Below are 17,152 nucleotides of genomic sequence, written 5' to 3'. Positions count from 1 at the left end.
TTTTTGTGTTGTGTTGACAGTTTATCGAGACTCAGTAGACTGTCAACACAACAACAAAAGTGACTAAAGGAATACACGTGGAAGTTCGTCATAACTGGACGCATGCTGAAGTGCGCGATCTCATGGAAAAACCATTCATGGATCTCCTATTCGAAGCGCAGCTTGTACATCGTCAATATCAACAAACCAACCATGTTCAAGTAAGCACGCTTCTGTCGATTAAGACAGGTGCTTGTCCAGAAGATTGTAAATACTGTCCTCAGAGTGCTCGTTACACCACAGACATCGAAAAAGAGCGCCTGATGGAAGTAGAACGCGTACTCGATGCTGCGCAAAAAGCCAAAAATGCTGGTTCTACTCGATTCTGTATGGGCGCCGCATGGAAAAACCCGAAAGAGCGTGATATGCCGCATTTGACCGACATGATCAAAGGCGTGAAGGGCATGGGTTTAGAAACGTGTATGACATTAGGCATGCTGACGCCAGATCAAGCAAAGCAATTGGCAACCGCAGGTCTGGATTACTACAACCACAACCTAGATACCTCTCCTGAGTTTTACGGCAACATCATTACCACACGTACTTACCAAGACCGTTTAGATACTTTGTCTCACGTGCGTGATGCTGGCATGAAGATCTGTTCTGGTGGCATCATCGGCATGGGTGAAAGTGCTAACGACCGAGCTGGTTTATTGGTTGAATTGGCGAACTTACCGGTACACCCTGAAAGCGTTCCAATCAACATGCTCGTGAAGGTGAAGGGCACACCACTGGAAGAAGTGGATGATGTTGAGCCATTCGATTTCATTCGCCTGATTGCGATTGCACGAATCATGATGCCTCAATCAGCCGTTCGTTTATCCGCTGGTCGTGAAAACATGAACGAACAAATGCAAGCGCTGTGCTTTATGGCGGGTGCAAACTCCGTCTTCTATGGCTGCAAACTTCTGACCACGCCAAACCCTTCAGAAGACAAAGACATGATGCTGTTCAACAAGCTCGGTATTAACAGCCAAGAGGTGTCTCAAAAGCCTGATGAAATCGAAGAAAACGAGTTACTCGATCGCGTCGTAGAGCGCGTTGCTGCCCGTCCGACAAAAGACGACCTTTTCTACGATGCCAGCGTTTAAATCTCGTATCGAGTCCGCCCTTGCTGAGCGTAAAACGCAAGGGTTGAATCGTTCTATGAATGTGGTGTTTGCCGGTAACCAGTCCGTTTTGGAACACGAAGGTAGACGCTACATTAATTTCTCAAGTAATGATTATTTGGGATTGGCTAATGACCAAGCGCTTGTTCGGGCTTGGCAGCAAGGTTTAGGCGTATATGGTAGTGGCAGTGGAGCATCACCGATGGTGACTGGCTTTAGTGCCGCGCACAGCAATTTAGAAGCCGCACTGACCGAATGGTTGGGTTACGACAGAGCAATTCTGTTTGGTTCTGGATTCAGTGCTAATCAAGCCTTGTTGTTCACCTTGTTGGAAAAATCAGACGTATTGATCCAAGACCGTTTGAACCATGCCTCACTGATGGAAGCGGGGGCGTTGTCACCAGCTAAGATGAAGCGCTTCAAACACAATGACATCGAGCACCTAAAGTCGCTGATTAATAGCGAAGACAACCATCTAGTTGTGACTGAAGGGGTATTCAGCATGGACGGCGACTGTGCGCCGCTTAGCGATATCGCTGCTGTCGTTGATAGCCACAATGCATGGTTTGCTGTCGATGACGCTCATGGTATTGGCGTTCTTGGTCAATCCGGTGGTGGTTCTTGTGAGTTGGCAACGGTTAAACCCGAGATACTGATCGTTACTTTCGGCAAAGCGTTTGGTATGTCTGGCGCGGCTATTTTATGTGACCACGCAACGGGGGACTTTTTAACTCAGTTTGCTCGTCACCATGTGTATTCCACAGCGATGCCTCCGGCACAAGCCTATGCGCTAACGCATGCGGTTTCTATCGTTCAAGAGCAGTCTTGGCGACGTGAAAAGCTTTCAGAGCTTAGTGAAGTGTATCGAGACTGCCTCAGCGATCTGGAGGGCTTTGTTGAGACTCAGACTTCGATTAAGCCGTTTGTGATTGGTGAATCTGAACTGGCTTTGCAGGTTGCGAGCGCTTGTCGCCAAAACGGCATTTGGGTTACCGCTATTCGACCACCGACGGTGCCTAAAGGGACGTCTCGCCTTCGAATCACACTCACTGCCAATCACACCAACGAACAAGTTAAAACGCTTTCAATGGCATTGAAGCAAGCATTAGGAGCGCTGTAATGGATAATGCAACTACCGCATTAGCGCAAACGCTCGCGTTAGAGAGTTTCCATCAAGATAAAGACGCGATTGCCTCTTCGTTTGGTAAAGCAGCAGAAACATACGATAAACATGCGGCTTTTCAACGTGATGTCGGGCATCAGCTGCTTGATAAACTTCCTGAAAACTTGACGGGAAAACGTGTATTGGATTTAGGTTGTGGCACGGGTTATTTCTCCCAACTACTTCAACAACGCGGTGCGGAAGTAGTCTGCGGCGATATCTCTCAAGCCATGTTAGATAAAGCAGAGCAGCGTTGTGGTGCAGTACGAATGCACTACCAAGTTGCTGATGCTGAAAACTTACCATTTGACGATGATAGCTTCGATTACGTGTTTTCAAGTTTAGCGCTGCAATGGTGTACAGATTTAAGTTACCCACTAAAAGAAGTGCGCCGCGTGCTAAAAAATGGTGGGAAAGCGTGGTTCTCTACACTGGTTGATGGATCACTGTATGAGCTGCGTGCATCATGGGAAAAAATTGATGCATATCAACACGTCAATAACTTTCTAACGCTCAATCAGGTAAAAATTGCGTTAGCGCAATCTCGATGTGACAGCCATCAACTAGACTTGACCACCATCACAGTTTGGTACGACTCTGCATTTTCAGTTATGCGTGACCTCAAAGGTATAGGTGCAAATCACGTAAGCGGGCGCTCACACGGTTTAACTAGTCGCGAGACTTTGTTGCAAGTTGAGCATGCGTACCAAGCGTTTAAAAACGATCAAGGTCTTCTACCTGCAAGTTATCAGGTTTGTTTTGGAGTAATACATCTATGATTGATGCTTTTTTTATTGCTGGTACGGATACTGATGTTGGAAAGACGGTAGCGTCTAAAGCCATTTTGCAAGCGATTGCAGCAAAAGGACTAAATACTATTGGTTATAAGCCAGTGGCAGCAGGGAGTGACAAGACTGAAGCGGGATGGCGTAACTCTGATGCTTTACACTTACAAGACGCCGCAACACTCGATGTGGCCTATGATGATGTGAACCCATACGCTTTAGAGTTGCCTGCTTCTCCCCACATTGCAGCGAAGCATGAACATGTCGAAATAAGTTACGATGTTCTGAGTCAAAAACTGGCTCAACATAAGCAGCAAGCCGATGTTGTTCTCGTTGAAGGTGCTGGAGGCTGGCGTGTGCCAGTATCCGATACGGACTGTTTATCTACATGGGTAAAAGAAGAGCAGTTACCTGTTGTACTGGTGGTTGGCATTAAATTAGGCTGTTTGAGCCACGCTTTACTCACAGCGGAGAGTATTAAAGCGGATGGTTTGAATCTTGTTGGCTGGGTGGCAAACCGCGTCAACCCTGGCACAGAGCACTACGCTGACATTATCGAGATGCTAGAAGCACGTATCGATGCACCTAAGCTTGGGGAAATTCCATATATTCCAAGTGCTAAACGCAAAGAGCTAGGCAAGTACATTAATGTAGAGCCGTTGCTAAACACTGACTAATGGTGTTTAGGATAAAAGACTAAAAAACCCAAAGGGCTGCGCAATGCAGCCCTTTCTTGTTGGTGTAACCTAAAAAGTCAGATTACTTATCTTGGCTGAGCCCCATCAATGCTTGTTGTGTTTCTGCAACACGCTGAGACATATGATGATCGGTTGAAATACCAAGTTGTTGCTTTGCCTCGTCCTCTGAGATGCCTAGGTGACAACGTAGTAAATCAATAGCCATTTGATAGTCGTTAGTTTCTACCATGGTTTTTCCCTCAATACATGGAGTTTTTGAGCTCACCCAATGCACTTTTTGCAATGTACTTAGAGTGGCTCTGTTTTGTTCATCTCATTCGAATTTAGCATGTCCATGTGGCCGCACAATAAGACCAAAGTCTATAGCAGAGCTAACGTACTGTTTTTGGTCTATTAAAAAATTTCTAGCTAAGTTGCGAAGAGGTGATAGATTTAACACCAAGATCATCTATCAATAGATGATGGGTAGCTCAGAGCTTATTTTATCATTTTGATAAATGTATATGAACGGAGGTTCCAGCTCCTACCAAAGCATGTTTTGAAATCGCTTGAATCAAATATTTCAGTCCCGAAAACAAATGTTGCAATTTATTGCTTAACCTTGTTTTTATCGCGGATAGACTATATCTATAACGCACGGAACATGAAAATCAACGGAATTGGCTTTTATAGCGATTACCATTTGTTCCTTATAACAATCCGTTTTAAAAAAACGATAAGCTTCCTCGGAGAAAAGTAATGAAGCGAATTATGTTATTCCTAGCAACTAACCTAGCTGTCGTGCTAGTGCTTAGTGTTGTTCTGAATATTGTTTACGCTGTAACTGGAATGCAACCAGGCAGTCTGTCAGGTTTACTTGTAATGGCTGCTGTATTTGGTTTTGGTGGCGCATTTATTTCGTTGATGATGTCAAAGGGTATGGCACTACGCTCGGTTGGTGGTATGGTCATTGAAAGCCCGCGCAACGAAACGGAGCATTGGTTAGTCGAAACTGTGGGTCGTCAAGCTCAACAAGTGGGTATTGGTATGCCAACGGTGGCTATTTATGATTCACCAGATATCAATGCATTTGCGACAGGTGCAAAACGAGATGACTCTCTTGTCGCAGTTTCTACTGGTCTTTTACACAATATGACTCGTGATGAGGCAGAGGCAGTACTTGCACACGAAGTGAGCCATATTGCAAATGGTGATATGGTCACGATGACGTTGATGCAAGGTGTCGTGAACACGTTTGTTATCTTCCTATCACGCTTTATTGCCAATATCGTGGCATCGAACGATGATGAAGAAGGCCAAGGTACAAATATGATGGTTTACTTTGGCGTATCCATGGTGCTTGAACTGGTATTTGGTTTCCTAGCTAGCTTCTTGACTATGTGGTACAGCCGTCATCGCGAATTCCACGCGGACGCAGGTGCTGCGCGCCTCGTTGGCAAAGAAAAAATGATTGCGGCTCTAGAGCGTTTGAAGGTGAGTCATGAATCTCAACTGGATGGGACCATGATGGCGTTTGGTATCAATGGCAAGCAGTCGCTGACTGAGCTACTAATGAGCCACCCTCCGCTAGATAAACGTATTGCAGCGTTGCGAGGCCAGCAATACTAATTGTTCCTACTTAAATAATTGTTAATCTGCTGAAAAGGCTTGGTTTTGACCAAGCCTTTTTTTTCGCCGATTGATCGCGTGCGAACTTCATCACGTACTACTTACAGAAATAAAGTTATACAAAATTATTTTTGTACAACTTTGGAGGAATGAACTATCTTGTACATATAATAATTTTGTACAACTTAATGGGCGTGTAGGAGTAAAAAATGGACATACAGTCTGTTGGCAATATCTATCAAAAGCTCAACAAAGCGAACTTACATCTGCTTAAGGATATATATCACCAAGATGTAGTATTTGAGGACGCAGCGCATCGTTTAGAAGGATGGCCAGCACTTTCGGATTATTTCACCTCATTATATGCCAACGTCATCAGTTGTGATTTTGTAATCCATGAGCATCAACAAGTCGGAGATACAGGCTTCCTAACTTGGACAATGGACCTTCAGCATCCCAAACTTCAGAAGGGGGCGCCTATTCTCGTCAATGGTGTTTCGCACCTCAAATTTAGCGAAGGTCAGGTCATTTATCACCGAGACTATTTTGATCTCGGAGAGATGCTCTATGAGCATTTACCATTACTTGGTTCAGTCGTTAAAACCATCAAGCAGAGGTTAGGACAATGAACAACACCATTTTAATCACAGGCGCCACCTCCGGAATAGGAAGACAGCTTGCCCTAGATTACGCGACCTCAGAATGGAATGTGATTGCTTGTGGTCGGAATCAAGATGTTCTTGCAGAACTGGAGGCAGTTTCCTCCAAAATTCATACATTGCAGTTTGATGTGACAAATTATGAGGAAACTCAGCAGGCGCTCTCTAATTTGCCCTTTACGCCAAACACATGGGTTTTTAACGCAGGCGATTGTGAGTACATGGATGAGGGAGTGGTCGACGCGAAACTCATGGCGCGTGTGATGAACGTAAATGTTGTCGGTGTTGCCAACTGCGTTGAAGGCTGCCAAGTACATTTAGAGAGAGGGCACCGCATTGTTATTGTTGGCTCTATCGCATCAGAAGTGGCACTGCCTCGTGCAGAAGCTTACGGCGCATCCAAAGCGGCAGTCAGTTATTTTGCACGCACGCTCGCCGTCGACTTGAAAAAGAAAGGGATCAAAGTGGTAACGGTGTTTCCTGGTTTTGTTGAAACGCCGTTGACTGACAAAAACGACTTCGAAATGCCAATGATCATTTCTACTCAGCAAGCGTCGGACTCTATCAGGAAGCAGTTAGCCGCCAACAAGACCTATATCTATTTCCCAGCGAGATTTACCAGTATTTTACGTTTTATCTCGTTACTTCCATACAGTTGGCAAGCTCGCCTAACTGCTAAACTCGTATCATAAGAAGGAATAAAAATGAAAACAGCAGGAAGAAAGAAGATAGCGATTGTGGGAACGGGAATCTCTGGCCTTACTTGTGGTTATTACTTGCATAAAGAACATGATGTAACGCTTTTTGAAGCGAACGATTACATCGGTGGCCATACTGCAACCGTTGATGTGAGCCTTGATGGTAGAGAATACGCGATAGACACTGGGTTCATCGTCTATAACGACCGTACGTACCCTAATTTCATTAAAATGATGAGCGAGATTGGCGTTGAAGGTCTGCCGACTCAAATGAGCTTCAGTGTCAGAAACGATGGGAACGGACTAGAGTACAACGGCCACACAGTGTCGACATTGTTCGCTCAAAAACGCAACTGGGCAAACCCTAAATTTTATCGATTTATCTTCGAGATACTTCGTTTCAATAAACTTGCCAAGCGCTTCGCTAGCGAGCAATCCTCGCACTCTCAGACGTTAGGTGAGTTCCTTGATGAACACAAATTCAGTGCTTTCTTTACCGATAACTACATATTACCGATGGGTGCTGCGATTTGGTCGTCGACTTTAGCTGACATGCGTGCATTCCCTCTTATGTTCTTCTTACGTTTCTTCCTCAACCACGGTCTGCTAGATGTGACTAACCGGCCACAATGGTATGTGATTAAAGGTGGTTCACGTTCATACATTCCACCATTGACCAAAGGCTTTGCCGAGAGTATTCGTCTTAATAGTCCTGTCAAAAAAGTGGTTCGCAACGAAAAAGGGGTTGGCGTTCAAGTTCGCGGAGAAACGCATTGGTTTGATGACGTTATCTTTGCTTGTCACAGTGATCAAGCAATGAGAATGCTAGAGGATATTAGCCCAATTGAGCAGGAAATCTTGGGGGATATGACATACCAAGCAAATGAAGTTGTTCTTCATACCGACTCTGCCGTACTACCAAAACGTAAGGCAGCATGGGCATCATGGAACTACCTATTGGAAGGCAGTGAAGAGGAACAGCAACGCCTCCCTTCGCTCACTTATAACATGAACATTCTTCAACATATTCAATCAGAGCACACGTTTTGTGTAACGTTGAACAGTACTGAGCAAATTAACTCAAATAAAGTCTTGCGTTCGTTCACTTATCATCATCCAGTATTCACCACTGAGTCTATTGCAGCGCAGCAGCGCAAAGATGAGATACAGGGCAAACAAAGTACCTGGTTCTGCGGCGCTTATTGGTACAACGGTTTTCATGAAGATGGCGTGCGTAGCGCGCTTGATGTTGTGAAAGAACTAGAAGAAAAGTACCGCGAACAAAATGTGGTTCCTTTCGAAAAAGGCGCAGCGTGATATGGATAGCCAAATGAACAGCCGATTGTTTATAGGCAACGTTCGTCACCGTCGATTCACGCCTGTGAATCATGAGTTGAACTACTCTTTATTTATGCCCGCCATCGATGTAGACGAGCTCGATGCTTTAGAGAAAAAAGTATGGGGTTTTGGTTCGCGTTGGTGGCATTGGGCACGCTTCAAACGCAGTGATTACATTGGTGAAGGTAGCGTCAAGTCGGCAGTGCACAGCAAAATTGAAGAACTGACAGGTGTTCGCTGTACCGGCAAGGTAATCGCAGTCTGTCACTTGCGTTATCTAGGACTTTATTTCAGTCCCGTTAATTTCTACTACGTTTATAACACGGAAGGAGAATGGAAGTATGTCCTCGCAGAGGTGAGTAACACTCCTTGGAATGAACGACATTACTACGTGGTGTCAGCAGATAAAGAAGAAGAAAAGTTTGGTTGGGAACAAGATAAAGCATTCCATGTTTCACCATTCAACCCGATTGACCAACTCTACCGCTGGAGAATTAAACCTTTGACAGACAAGTTGAATATTCATCTTGAATGTCACAAAGGAGAGAAACACTTTGATGCCACCATGGTTATGAAAGCCAAGCCACTTTCAAGCAAAACCTTATTGAGGTGTTTGATCGTTACACCAATACAAACGGTAAAAGTAATGGTTGGTATTTATTGGCACGCATTAAAACTTTGGGTGAAAGGCGCACCTTTTTATTCTCATCCTAAATATTCAACGCATGAAGAAATAGAAGCCGATACTGAAAAAACAGACAAAAAAAATAAAAAGCACAAGGAGAATTCTGCATGTTAAATACTAGTTCTATGACATTGCCGCGTAAATTGACGACAACGCAAAAAGCGGCTCGCGGAGTTATTTTTCAATGTCTGCAAAAAATGGAAATCGGCTGCTTAACAGTTATTGAAAGTTTTAAGACGGAAACGACAGAGCGAAGCGAGCGTTTTAGTGCGCCAAATGGGGAGTACAGTGGTCAACCTGTTGTCGCTACTATAGAGGTAAAACATCCAGGCTTTTATTCACGGATCTTGCAGGGCGGCAGTATTGCTGCTGGTGAGGCTTATATGGATGGGTGGTGGGATAGCCCCGATTTAACCTCATTAATGAAACTGATGGCCCTTAACATGCGTGCTCTAGATAAACTCGAAGAGCAAGGCAGTTGGTTGACTAAAATACTGTACAAGTTCAGTCATTGGTCAAACAGAAACTCTGAAGAGAACTCACGTAAAAATATCCATGCGCATTACGACTTGGGTAACAACCTATACGAAGCGTTCCTTGATACCAATATGCTGTACTCGTCGGCGCTTTACAATCATGCGGATGACTCTCTAGAGCAGGCTCAAATCAACAAAATGGATCGTCTATGTCAGCAACTTGAGCTGAAGCCCACTGATCATGTTGTTGAAATTGGCACAGGGTGGGGCGCTATGGCGATTTACATGGCCGAACAATACGGCTGTCAGGTCACCACAACAACGATATCTGAAGAGCAACACGCGTACGCGGAGCAAAAAATCAAAGAGCGTGGCTTAGAAGATAAAATCACACTACTCAAAGAAGATTACCGTAACTTAACCGGCACTTATGACAAGCTCGTTTCTATTGAAATGATTGAAGCTGTGGGCAAACAATTCTTGCCTTCGTACATTAAGGTCTGTGAGTCTTTATTGAAGTCTGGTGGCTTGATGGCGATTCAAGCGATTACGATTGCCGATCAGCGTTACGATTACTACAGTAACAACGTCGACTTTATCCAAAAGTACATTTTCCCGGGTGGTTTTTTACCGTCGGTAACCTCACTAACCCAAGCAACAACAAAGTACAGTGACTTAGTGACGCGAGACTTGTTCGATATTGGTTTGGACTACGCCAAGACGCTGAACGAATGGCACTTACGTTTTAATCGAGCAGAGAATGAAGTGCGCTCGTTTGGCTACGACGACCGCTTTGTGCGTATGTGGCGCTACTATTTGAGCTACTGTGAAGGTGGCTTTTTGGCTCGCACGATCAGTGCCGTTCACATGACGTTTCAACGCCCGTAGTTCGTTATGAAGGTGTTTCTTGCTTCGACATGGTTCCAACTCTGCTGGTTTGCAGCGGTGCTTGGAACCTATCAATGGCAATGGGTGACGTTATTCCTTACTTTGGCAACCCTACTATATTGTTTGAAAACTGACGCATCTTCGCTCAAAAGTATTGGTGTTATCGCCACGATTGGTCTCGTGCTTGATACATTAAATCAGCAATTTTCAATTTTCATGTTTGCCACTCAATGGTTACCCCTTTGGCTTTTGTGCCTTTGGATTCTGTTCGCCTGGTATGCCTATCAACTCAAGTCAATTTTGCACCGTTTCCCAAAAACCTACGTATCAATAGTAGGCGGACTCGGAGGAACAGCGAGCTACTTTGCTGGCTATAAGCTCCAAGCCGTTGAATTTGGATTTAGCACTGGCGCTACACTGGCAATGTTGTTTGTCGAATGGTGCGTCATGATGCTCTTGATACTCAAGGTGTACGGAAATGAAAAGCTTGAAGAGAGACTTAACTCAGAGACTGACTAGGTTGCTTGCGTTGGTAATAGTAACTGGTTCTTTTGCTCTGCAAGCTCAACCTGTTGGAAATAGCGAAGCTGCCAGCAACATTGCGAATTGGAAGGGGTGGAAAACTGTTGGAGAAGCCCAACTTACTTGGTTCATCTTCGATATTTATCACTCAAGATTAAAAGCGCCTGATGGAAAGTTCATCGTAAGCGATGACGTATCGCCACATCCCCTTGCATTGGAAATTAATTACAAGAGAGACATCAGTAAGCAACAGCTGCTTGATGTGACGGATGAGCAGTGGGCGAAATTGGGTTTTACTGACTCATATCGAAAAACTTGGATCAGCGAGCTCGATCGTATGTTTCCTGATATTCAAAAAGGTGACGAGCTTACTTATCTAACAGATGGAAAATCTGGTCAGCTGTTTTATAAGCAGGTTGGGGACGTGCAAGTAAAGAACGTTGGCATCATTGAGGACGAACGAATGAACGATGCATTTTTGGCTATATGGTTATCACCCAACACAGAATTTCCGAAGCTCCGAAAACAATTGATAGGGCAGGTTAGATAGTGTTTAAACGAATTTTTAAATCAGCGACTTTAGTGGCAGCTGTTTTTCTTTCGGCATGTTCCGCAGACATTGATAATTACCGCTCTTCTACACCGACTTTTGACGTATTCGGTTATTTCGAAGGCGACATAAAGGCGTGGGGGATGGTGCAAGATTATACCGGACAGCAAACGCGTCGCTTTGAAGTCGATATAGTGGGTACTGCAGCGGGTGATACGCTGACGCTGGTGGAAGACTTCGTGTTTGATGACGGAGAGGTGGACCAGCGAATTTGGGTTATCACTAGATTAGAAGACGGTCGTTATGAAGGTAAGGCAGACGATATTATAGGTGTAGCAACAGGGGAAGAGCAGGGCAATGCGTTACAGTGGCAATATGACTTTGAGCTACAAATGGAGGATTCATCAGTGACGGTTGCTTTTGATGATTGGCTTTACCGTCAGGATGACAGACACGTTTTCAATCTAACGAAAATAAAAAAGTTTGGTGTGGAGGTAGGAACAATAACCTTGTTCTTCCAAAAGCAGCCATAACAAATGGGGCAGATCTTCAATTAATAATCCATTCCATATAACTAAAATTATTTTCTCCCGACCTAACTCTCCTAACTAAAAAAGGTTGACGCTTTCGCGTCAACCTTTTAGGTATCTGGTCGTTACAGGAGGATTACAGCTTATCTGTCAGCTCGATTGCTTGACCGATATAGTTCGCTGGCGTCATCTCTTTCAGACGTGCTTTCTCGTGCTCAGGAAGCTCAAGACCGTCGATGAAGTTACGCATTGCTTCGCCGTCAACACGCTTACCACGAGTTAGCTCTTTTAGCTTCTCGTATGGCTTCTCGATGCCGTAACGCCGCATTACCGTTTGTACTGGCTCTGCTAGTACTTCCCAGTTCTTGTCTAGTTCAGCAAGAAGCGCTTCACGGTTTACTTCTAGCTTGCTGATGCCTTTAAGCGTAGAAGTGTAAGCGATGATTGCGTAGCCAACACCAACACCAAGGTTACGTAGAACTGTTGAGTCAGTTAGGTCACGCTGCCAACGAGAGATAGGCAGCTTCTGTGCTAGGTGGCCGAATACAGCGTTCGCAAGACCTAGGTTACCTTCTGAGTTTTCAAAGTCGATTGGGTTAACTTTGTGAGGCATTGTTGAAGAACCGATCTCACCAGCAATAGTTTTTTGCTTGAAGTGGCCTAGTGCAATGTAACCCCAAACGTCACGGTCGAAGTCAATCAGGATAGTGTTGAAACGAGCGATAGCGTCGAACAGCTCAGCGATGTAATCGTGCGGTTCGATTTGAGTTGTGTAAGGGTTCCAAGTTACGCCTAGAGACTCTGTGATGAACTCTTCAGAGAACTTGTGCCAATCTAGTTCTGGGTAAGCAGAAAGGTGTGCGTTGTAGTTACCTACTGCACCGTTGATTTTCGCTAGGATTTCAACGTTTTCGATTTGCTTGAATTGACGCTCCATACGGTACGCCACGTTTGCCATTTCTTTACCCATAGTAGATGGAGAAGCAGGCTGACCGTGTGTACGAGATAGAAGAGGAATGTCGCGGTATTCCACTGCTAGTGCTTTGATAGCGTCGATTAGGTTACGGATTTCTGGAAGAATCACGTTCTCACGCGCTTCTTTAAGCATTAGAGCGTGTGATGTGTTGTTGATGTCTTCAGAAGTACATGCGAAGTGGAAGAACTCGTTTACTGCGTGCAGTTCAGGAACGTCTGCTACTTTCTCTTTTAGGAAGTACTCAACCGCTTTTACGTCGTGGTTAGTTGTACGCTCGATCTCTTTGATACGGCGTGCATCTTCTTCAGAGAAGTTTGCAGCAAGGTCGTCTAGGAATTGGTTTGCTTCTGCGCTAAACGCTGGCACTTCTGCAATTTCAGCAGTAGCAGCAAGCTTTTGTAGCCAGCGGATTTCAACGATAGTACGGTACTTTAGTAGACCGTATTCACTGAAAATTTCGCGTAACGCAATTGTCTTGCTTCCGTAACGGCCGTCTACTGGTGAAACAGCAGTCAATGCTGACAGTTCCATGATGTTCTCCTGAATTGGGTTTCTAAATTTCGTGAGCTTTATACCAATAACTGTGGCAATTGTCACGAATATTGCGCAAACGTTTGCGCGAGATTTGTTTTAGTCGAAAAAAATGAGCTCGCGATAAACGCGAGCTGCTTATTTGATATTTTACTACAGACGAGCAAGAAGGATTTGTGCTTGCTCTACCATCTTCTTGCGCCCGAAGATTAGGTGGCGACGCTTACCACCAACTTGACGCCAAAGAACTGCACTACGAATGCCAGATAACAACAGCGCACGAACTTTGTGTTGGCTTGCCGTCTGCTGCAGTACAGATGGCGTGCCCGTTACTTGAATGCGTGGGCCAATAGGGCTAACGACATCCAGATAGATGCTCGCTAAATTGCTGATCATTTGATCGTCTAGTAGCTCAAAGTGCTCTGACTGACGCTTGGCCATTTGAATACGATCACCAAGCTGAGACATAGCATCGTTACGAGAGCTTAACTTACGTTCTAACGCCATTAAACTAATAATGTAACGAGTAATTTCACTGCCTGATGGTGTGCTATCAATCCCTTTAACCAAGCATTCTAGGCCGAGCTTTAGATCGGCTTCGCGACCGAATACGCCAACTGTGTTAGCAGGGTTCGTGCTCAAAATAGCGTTGATTGATGTTTCAAAAGCATCTTGATCACAATGTCCGTTTCTCGCTACCTGTTGAACTAAAGCAACAGCTTGGCAAATCCCAGCGAAAGCGATAGTACGGTCATAAAGTGTATTCGCCACGTAACGACTCCTAAGCTTGAGAATATTTAATGCGTTGCTCGATGATGCCGCCACCTAGGCACACGTCACCTTTGTAGAACACTGCTGATTGACCTGGAGTTACAGCAATTTGTGGCTCGTCAAAGATAACTTTAATGTTTTCATCATCGATAGGGATGATTGTACAAGGAATATCTTCCTGACGGTAACGAGTTTTCACTGTGCACTTCATAACATCGCGAATTGGCTCACGATCTACCCAGTGAAGTTGTGATGCAAGTAGACCTTCTGATTTCAACATTGGATGGTCTTTACCTTGAACAGCAATCAAAACGTTACGTTCTAGATCTTTCTCACCAACGAACCATGGGTCCTCGTTACCACCGCCGCCTTTACGGCCACCGATGTGTAGACCTTTACGCTGACCAAGTGTGTGGTACATCAGGCCTTGGTGTTGACCAATCACTTCGCCTTCTGGAGTCTCGATATTACCAGGCTGAGCTGGAAGGTAGCGACCTAGGAATTCCGTAAACTTGCGTTCACCGATGAAACAAATACCAGTTGAATCTTTCTTCTTAGCAGTAATTAGGTCTTGCTCTTCCGCAATGCGGCGTACTTCTGGTTTCTCTAGGTCACCAACAGGGAATAGGCTACGTGCGATTTGCTCGTTGCTTAATGTGTACAGGAAGTAGCTTTGATCTTTGTTGCCATCTAGACCACGTAACATTTGTGGTTTTTCACCGTTTTCTGGGAAAGAGCGACGCACATAGTGGCCCATTGCAATGTAATCAGCATCAAGTACTTCATCAGCGAATTCTAGGAATGCTTTGAACTTGATTTCTTTGTTACAAAGAATGTCAGGGTTCGGAGTACGGCCCGCTTTGTATTCAGCAAGGAAGTACTCAAATACGTTATCCCAGTATTCGGCAGCAAAGTTGATAGTGTGTAGGTGGATGCCTAGCTTGTCACATACTGCCTGAGCGTCAGCAAGATCTTCTGCCGCTGTACAATATTCTTCGTTGTCATCTTCTTCCCAGTTCTTCATGAAAAGGCCTTCTACTTGGTAGCCTTGCTGCTTTAGAAGATACGCGGAAACAGATGAATCAACGCCGCCGGACATACCGACGATGACTTTCTTTTGGCTGTTATCAGACATTACTAAACACCACTTAAATAAACGGGATGCAGATTCTATCAGAATCCACAGACCGGTGACAGATCCGAGATCGAAATCACAATTCGTTTCGCTGGATTTTTCTTCAACAAAGATTCGAACGAGTAATTTCGCAAGTATAGAAGAGGTATATATGGCATAGTTGGCCAAAATCCAAGAGGAAACATCAAATGACAGAAGAAAACCAATTTATGCAAGAAAGTGAGTTGATTGAAATTGTTGAAAACCAGCTCGAAGATGGCAACCCGCTTAAAGTAAAAGAAACCCTTATGCGTTTAATGATGACTGGCACACCACGTGAAGATGCGGTTGCGATGATGGCATGTGCGATGTCAATTGAGATTTTTGATGTAATGAAGAATGAAGGTGAGTTCAACCTAAAGCGTTATAGCGAGCACCTTGAGCAACTACCAGATCTCAGCTTTATGGAAGGTGAATAAGCCACCTAAAAGAAAAAAGCTGTCAGCAAACGTTTGCTATAATCGCTTTTATTGCTGCTTTATTATTAGCGGTATAGAATCCGCTCTCCTTTTCATCCCCTTACTCAGACTGACAATATGAAATTTCCTGGACAACGCAAATCGAAGCACTATTTTCCTGTTCATGCTCGTGACCCGCTGGTGAGCCAAGCACAAGAAAGCAAGAAGATGACGCGCACTCACATCATTGGTATTGACCAAACCTTGGTTGATATTGAAGCAAAAGTTACAACGGATGTGATTGAAAAGTACGGTCTGAGTAAAGGTCACTCTCTGGTTATCGATGACGAAAGAGCAGAAGAGTTATACCAGCAACTGAAAGAAGAGAACTTGATTACCAATGAGTATGCGGGCGGTACAATTGGTAACACGCTACATAACTACTCCGTGCTAGCGGATGATCGCTCCACACTACTTGGAGTGATGAGCCAGGATATTAAGATTGGCAGCTACGGTTACCGTTATCTTTGTAATACATCAAGCCGCATGGATTTGAACTACCTACAAGGTGTAGATGGTGCAATTGGCCGTTGTTTTGCTCTTATCACAGAAGACGGTGAACGTACTTTTGCTATCAGCGAAGGGCAAATGAACCAACTCCATCCTGATAGCATTCCAGAGAAAATCTTTAAAAATGCATCAGCACTTGTACTGACGTCATATCTAGTACGTTGCAAAGACGGCGACCCAATGCCGGAAGCAACAATGAAAGCGATTGAGTACGCGAAAAAGAATGATGTGCCTGTTGTTCTGACTCTAGGCACAAAGTTTGTTATTCAAGATGATCCTAAATATTGGCAAGAATTCATTCGAGATAACGTTTCTGTCGTTGCGATGAATGAAGATGAAGCAGAAGCTCTGACGGGGGAATCTGATCCACTTGCTGCGTCTGATAAAACATTGGAGTGGGCTGATCTAGTATTGTGCACGGCGGGTCCTGTAGGTCTATTTATGGCTGGGTATACGGAAGATAGCGCGAAGCGCGAAACTTCTTTGCCATTACTTCCAGGGTCAATTGCTGAATTTAATCGTTATGAATTCAGTCGTCCGGCGAAAAAAGACTCATGCGAGACGCCAATAAAAGTGTACTCGCATATCTCGCCATATATGGGTGGCCCAGAAAAAATTAAGAATACAAATGGCGCAGGTGATGCCGCGTTATCTGCTGTTCTTCATGATATGGCAGCAAATAAATACCATAAAGAAAATGTGCCTAATTCAAGCAAGCACAGTAACGAGTATTTAACTTACTCTTCTTTTTCTCAAGTCTGCAAATACGCAAACCGTGCTAGCTACGAAGTTCTCGTGCAACATTCACCACGATTGTCGCGCGGACTTCCTGAGCGAGAAGATAGCCTAGAAGAAGCATACTGGGAACGTTAATACGAAGCGGTTTAATTAACTATTCTGTAACTAAAGTAAAAGGCACATTAAGAAATGTGCCTTTTTTATTTGTAATGGTTTAAATAAAAAAGGCTCCCTATGGGAGCCTTTT

Annotated in this window: 19 protein-coding genes; 15 read left to right on the top strand and 4 right to left on the bottom strand. The window is 44.5% G+C overall.

Annotated features, from left to right (window positions below; all coding sequences use genetic code 11):
- Positions 1 to 77 precede the first annotated feature (77 nt).
- The 4 genes from bioB to bioD are packed head-to-tail and all read left to right on the top strand — an operon-like array spanning position 78 to position 3,772.
- Positions 78 to 1,130, top strand: coding sequence for a biotin synthase BioB (gene bioB, locus R7P35_RS07315; protein WP_005378222.1), 1,053 nt, complete (start codon positions 78 to 80; stop codon positions 1,128 to 1,130).
- The gene (gene bioF, locus R7P35_RS07310) at positions 1,117 to 2,268 is read left to right on the top strand and encodes an 8-amino-7-oxononanoate synthase (RefSeq protein ID WP_318091919.1); all 1,152 of its coding nucleotides are present in this window, start codon (positions 1,117 to 1,119) and stop codon (positions 2,266 to 2,268) included. The genes bioB and bioF overlap by 14 nt, the downstream gene beginning before the upstream one ends.
- Positions 2,268 to 3,089 carry a malonyl-ACP O-methyltransferase BioC gene (gene bioC / locus R7P35_RS07305; protein ID WP_054866301.1) on the top strand — a complete coding sequence of 274 codons (822 nt, stop codon included), beginning with the start codon at positions 2,268 to 2,270 and terminating at the stop codon, positions 3,087 to 3,089. The genes bioF and bioC overlap by 1 nt, the downstream gene beginning before the upstream one ends.
- Entirely contained in the window at positions 3,086 to 3,772 is a 687-nt protein-coding gene (bioD, locus tag R7P35_RS07300) for a dethiobiotin synthase (RefSeq protein WP_005378217.1), read from the top strand. Before bioC ends, bioD begins: the two co-directional genes overlap by 4 nt.
- An 82-nt stretch (positions 3,773 to 3,854) precedes the next feature.
- Here the strand turns inward: bioD and R7P35_RS07295 are convergent, their stop codons facing one another.
- Entirely contained in the window at positions 3,855 to 4,022 is a 168-nt protein-coding gene (locus R7P35_RS07295; RefSeq protein WP_005378215.1) for a hypothetical protein, read from the bottom strand.
- A gap of 509 nt (positions 4,023 to 4,531) precedes the next feature.
- Here R7P35_RS07295 and htpX point away from each other — a divergent pair.
- From htpX to R7P35_RS07250, 9 genes are all read left to right on the top strand, one after another.
- The gene (htpX, locus tag R7P35_RS07290) at positions 4,532 to 5,401 is read left to right on the top strand and encodes a protease HtpX (protein ID WP_005388085.1); all 870 of its coding nucleotides are present in this window, start codon (positions 4,532 to 4,534) and stop codon (positions 5,399 to 5,401) included.
- A 209-nt stretch (positions 5,402 to 5,610) separates the two neighbouring features.
- On the top strand, positions 5,611 to 6,030 hold the full coding sequence (locus tag R7P35_RS07285; RefSeq protein ID WP_005378211.1) for a nuclear transport factor 2 family protein: 420 nt from the start codon (positions 5,611 to 5,613) through the stop codon (positions 6,028 to 6,030).
- Positions 6,027 to 6,752: an SDR family oxidoreductase gene (locus tag R7P35_RS07280; protein WP_054577961.1), complete on the top strand. Its 726-nt coding sequence runs from the start codon at positions 6,027 to 6,029 to the stop codon at positions 6,750 to 6,752. Before R7P35_RS07285 ends, R7P35_RS07280 begins: the two co-directional genes overlap by 4 nt.
- Positions 6,753 to 6,764: 12 nt before the next feature.
- Positions 6,765 to 8,075, top strand: coding sequence for an NAD(P)/FAD-dependent oxidoreductase (locus tag R7P35_RS07275; protein WP_213904736.1), 1,311 nt, complete (start codon positions 6,765 to 6,767; stop codon positions 8,073 to 8,075).
- 1 nt (position 8,076) lies between these two features.
- Positions 8,077 to 8,895, top strand: a complete 819-nt coding sequence (locus R7P35_RS07270; protein ID WP_213904735.1) for a DUF1365 domain-containing protein — start codon at positions 8,077 to 8,079, stop codon at positions 8,893 to 8,895.
- The gene (locus R7P35_RS07265; protein WP_017821710.1) at positions 8,889 to 10,145 is read left to right on the top strand and encodes an SAM-dependent methyltransferase; all 1,257 of its coding nucleotides are present in this window, start codon (positions 8,889 to 8,891) and stop codon (positions 10,143 to 10,145) included. Before R7P35_RS07270 ends, R7P35_RS07265 begins: the two co-directional genes overlap by 7 nt.
- Positions 10,146 to 10,151: 6 nt before the next feature.
- Positions 10,152 to 10,664 carry a DUF2878 domain-containing protein gene (locus R7P35_RS07260; protein WP_182016337.1) on the top strand — a complete coding sequence of 171 codons (513 nt, stop codon included), beginning with the start codon at positions 10,152 to 10,154 and terminating at the stop codon, positions 10,662 to 10,664.
- Positions 10,624 to 11,217, top strand: a complete 594-nt coding sequence (locus R7P35_RS07255; protein WP_138939996.1) for a chalcone isomerase family protein — start codon at positions 10,624 to 10,626, stop codon at positions 11,215 to 11,217. Before R7P35_RS07260 ends, R7P35_RS07255 begins: the two co-directional genes overlap by 41 nt.
- Entirely contained in the window at positions 11,217 to 11,750 is a 534-nt protein-coding gene (locus R7P35_RS07250) for a DUF3833 domain-containing protein (RefSeq protein WP_213904734.1), read from the top strand. Before R7P35_RS07255 ends, R7P35_RS07250 begins: the two co-directional genes overlap by 1 nt.
- Before the next feature lie 133 nt (positions 11,751 to 11,883).
- Here R7P35_RS07250 and purB read toward each other — a convergent pair whose 3' ends face one another.
- The 3 genes from purB to mnmA form a co-directional block, all read right to left on the bottom strand.
- Entirely contained in the window at positions 11,884 to 13,254 is a 1,371-nt protein-coding gene (purB, locus tag R7P35_RS07245) for an adenylosuccinate lyase (protein WP_005378198.1), read from the bottom strand.
- 153 nt (positions 13,255 to 13,407) lie between these two features.
- Positions 13,408 to 14,025 carry a high frequency lysogenization protein HflD gene (gene hflD / locus R7P35_RS07240; protein ID WP_005378194.1) on the bottom strand — a complete coding sequence of 206 codons (618 nt, stop codon included), beginning with the start codon at positions 14,023 to 14,025 and terminating at the stop codon, positions 13,408 to 13,410.
- Between the two features lie 10 nt (positions 14,026 to 14,035).
- Positions 14,036 to 15,160 carry a tRNA 2-thiouridine(34) synthase MnmA gene (gene mnmA / locus R7P35_RS07235; protein WP_005378192.1) on the bottom strand — a complete coding sequence of 375 codons (1,125 nt, stop codon included), beginning with the start codon at positions 15,158 to 15,160 and terminating at the stop codon, positions 14,036 to 14,038.
- 188 nt (positions 15,161 to 15,348) lie between these two features.
- On the opposite strand from mnmA, the gene R7P35_RS07230 reads away from it, so the two are divergent.
- Both R7P35_RS07230 and R7P35_RS07225 read left to right on the top strand, forming a co-directional pair.
- A complete protein-coding gene (locus tag R7P35_RS07230; RefSeq protein WP_005378190.1) occupies positions 15,349 to 15,618 on the top strand; it encodes a hypothetical protein in 270 nt (89 codons plus the stop codon).
- A 117-nt stretch (positions 15,619 to 15,735) separates the two neighbouring features.
- A complete protein-coding gene (locus R7P35_RS07225) occupies positions 15,736 to 17,040 on the top strand; it encodes an inosine/guanosine kinase (RefSeq protein WP_005378187.1) in 1,305 nt (434 codons plus the stop codon).
- The last annotated feature ends 112 nt before the right edge of the window (positions 17,041 to 17,152 follow it).

Origin of the sequence: Vibrio sp. Vb0304 (assembly GCF_033338995.1) — a bacterium.
In the GTDB taxonomy this organism is placed as follows: Bacteria; Pseudomonadota; Gammaproteobacteria; order Enterobacterales; family Vibrionaceae; genus Vibrio; species Vibrio alginolyticus.
Note: the sequence above shows the minus strand (reverse complement) of the source record. Positions and strands in the feature narration are given on the sequence as shown.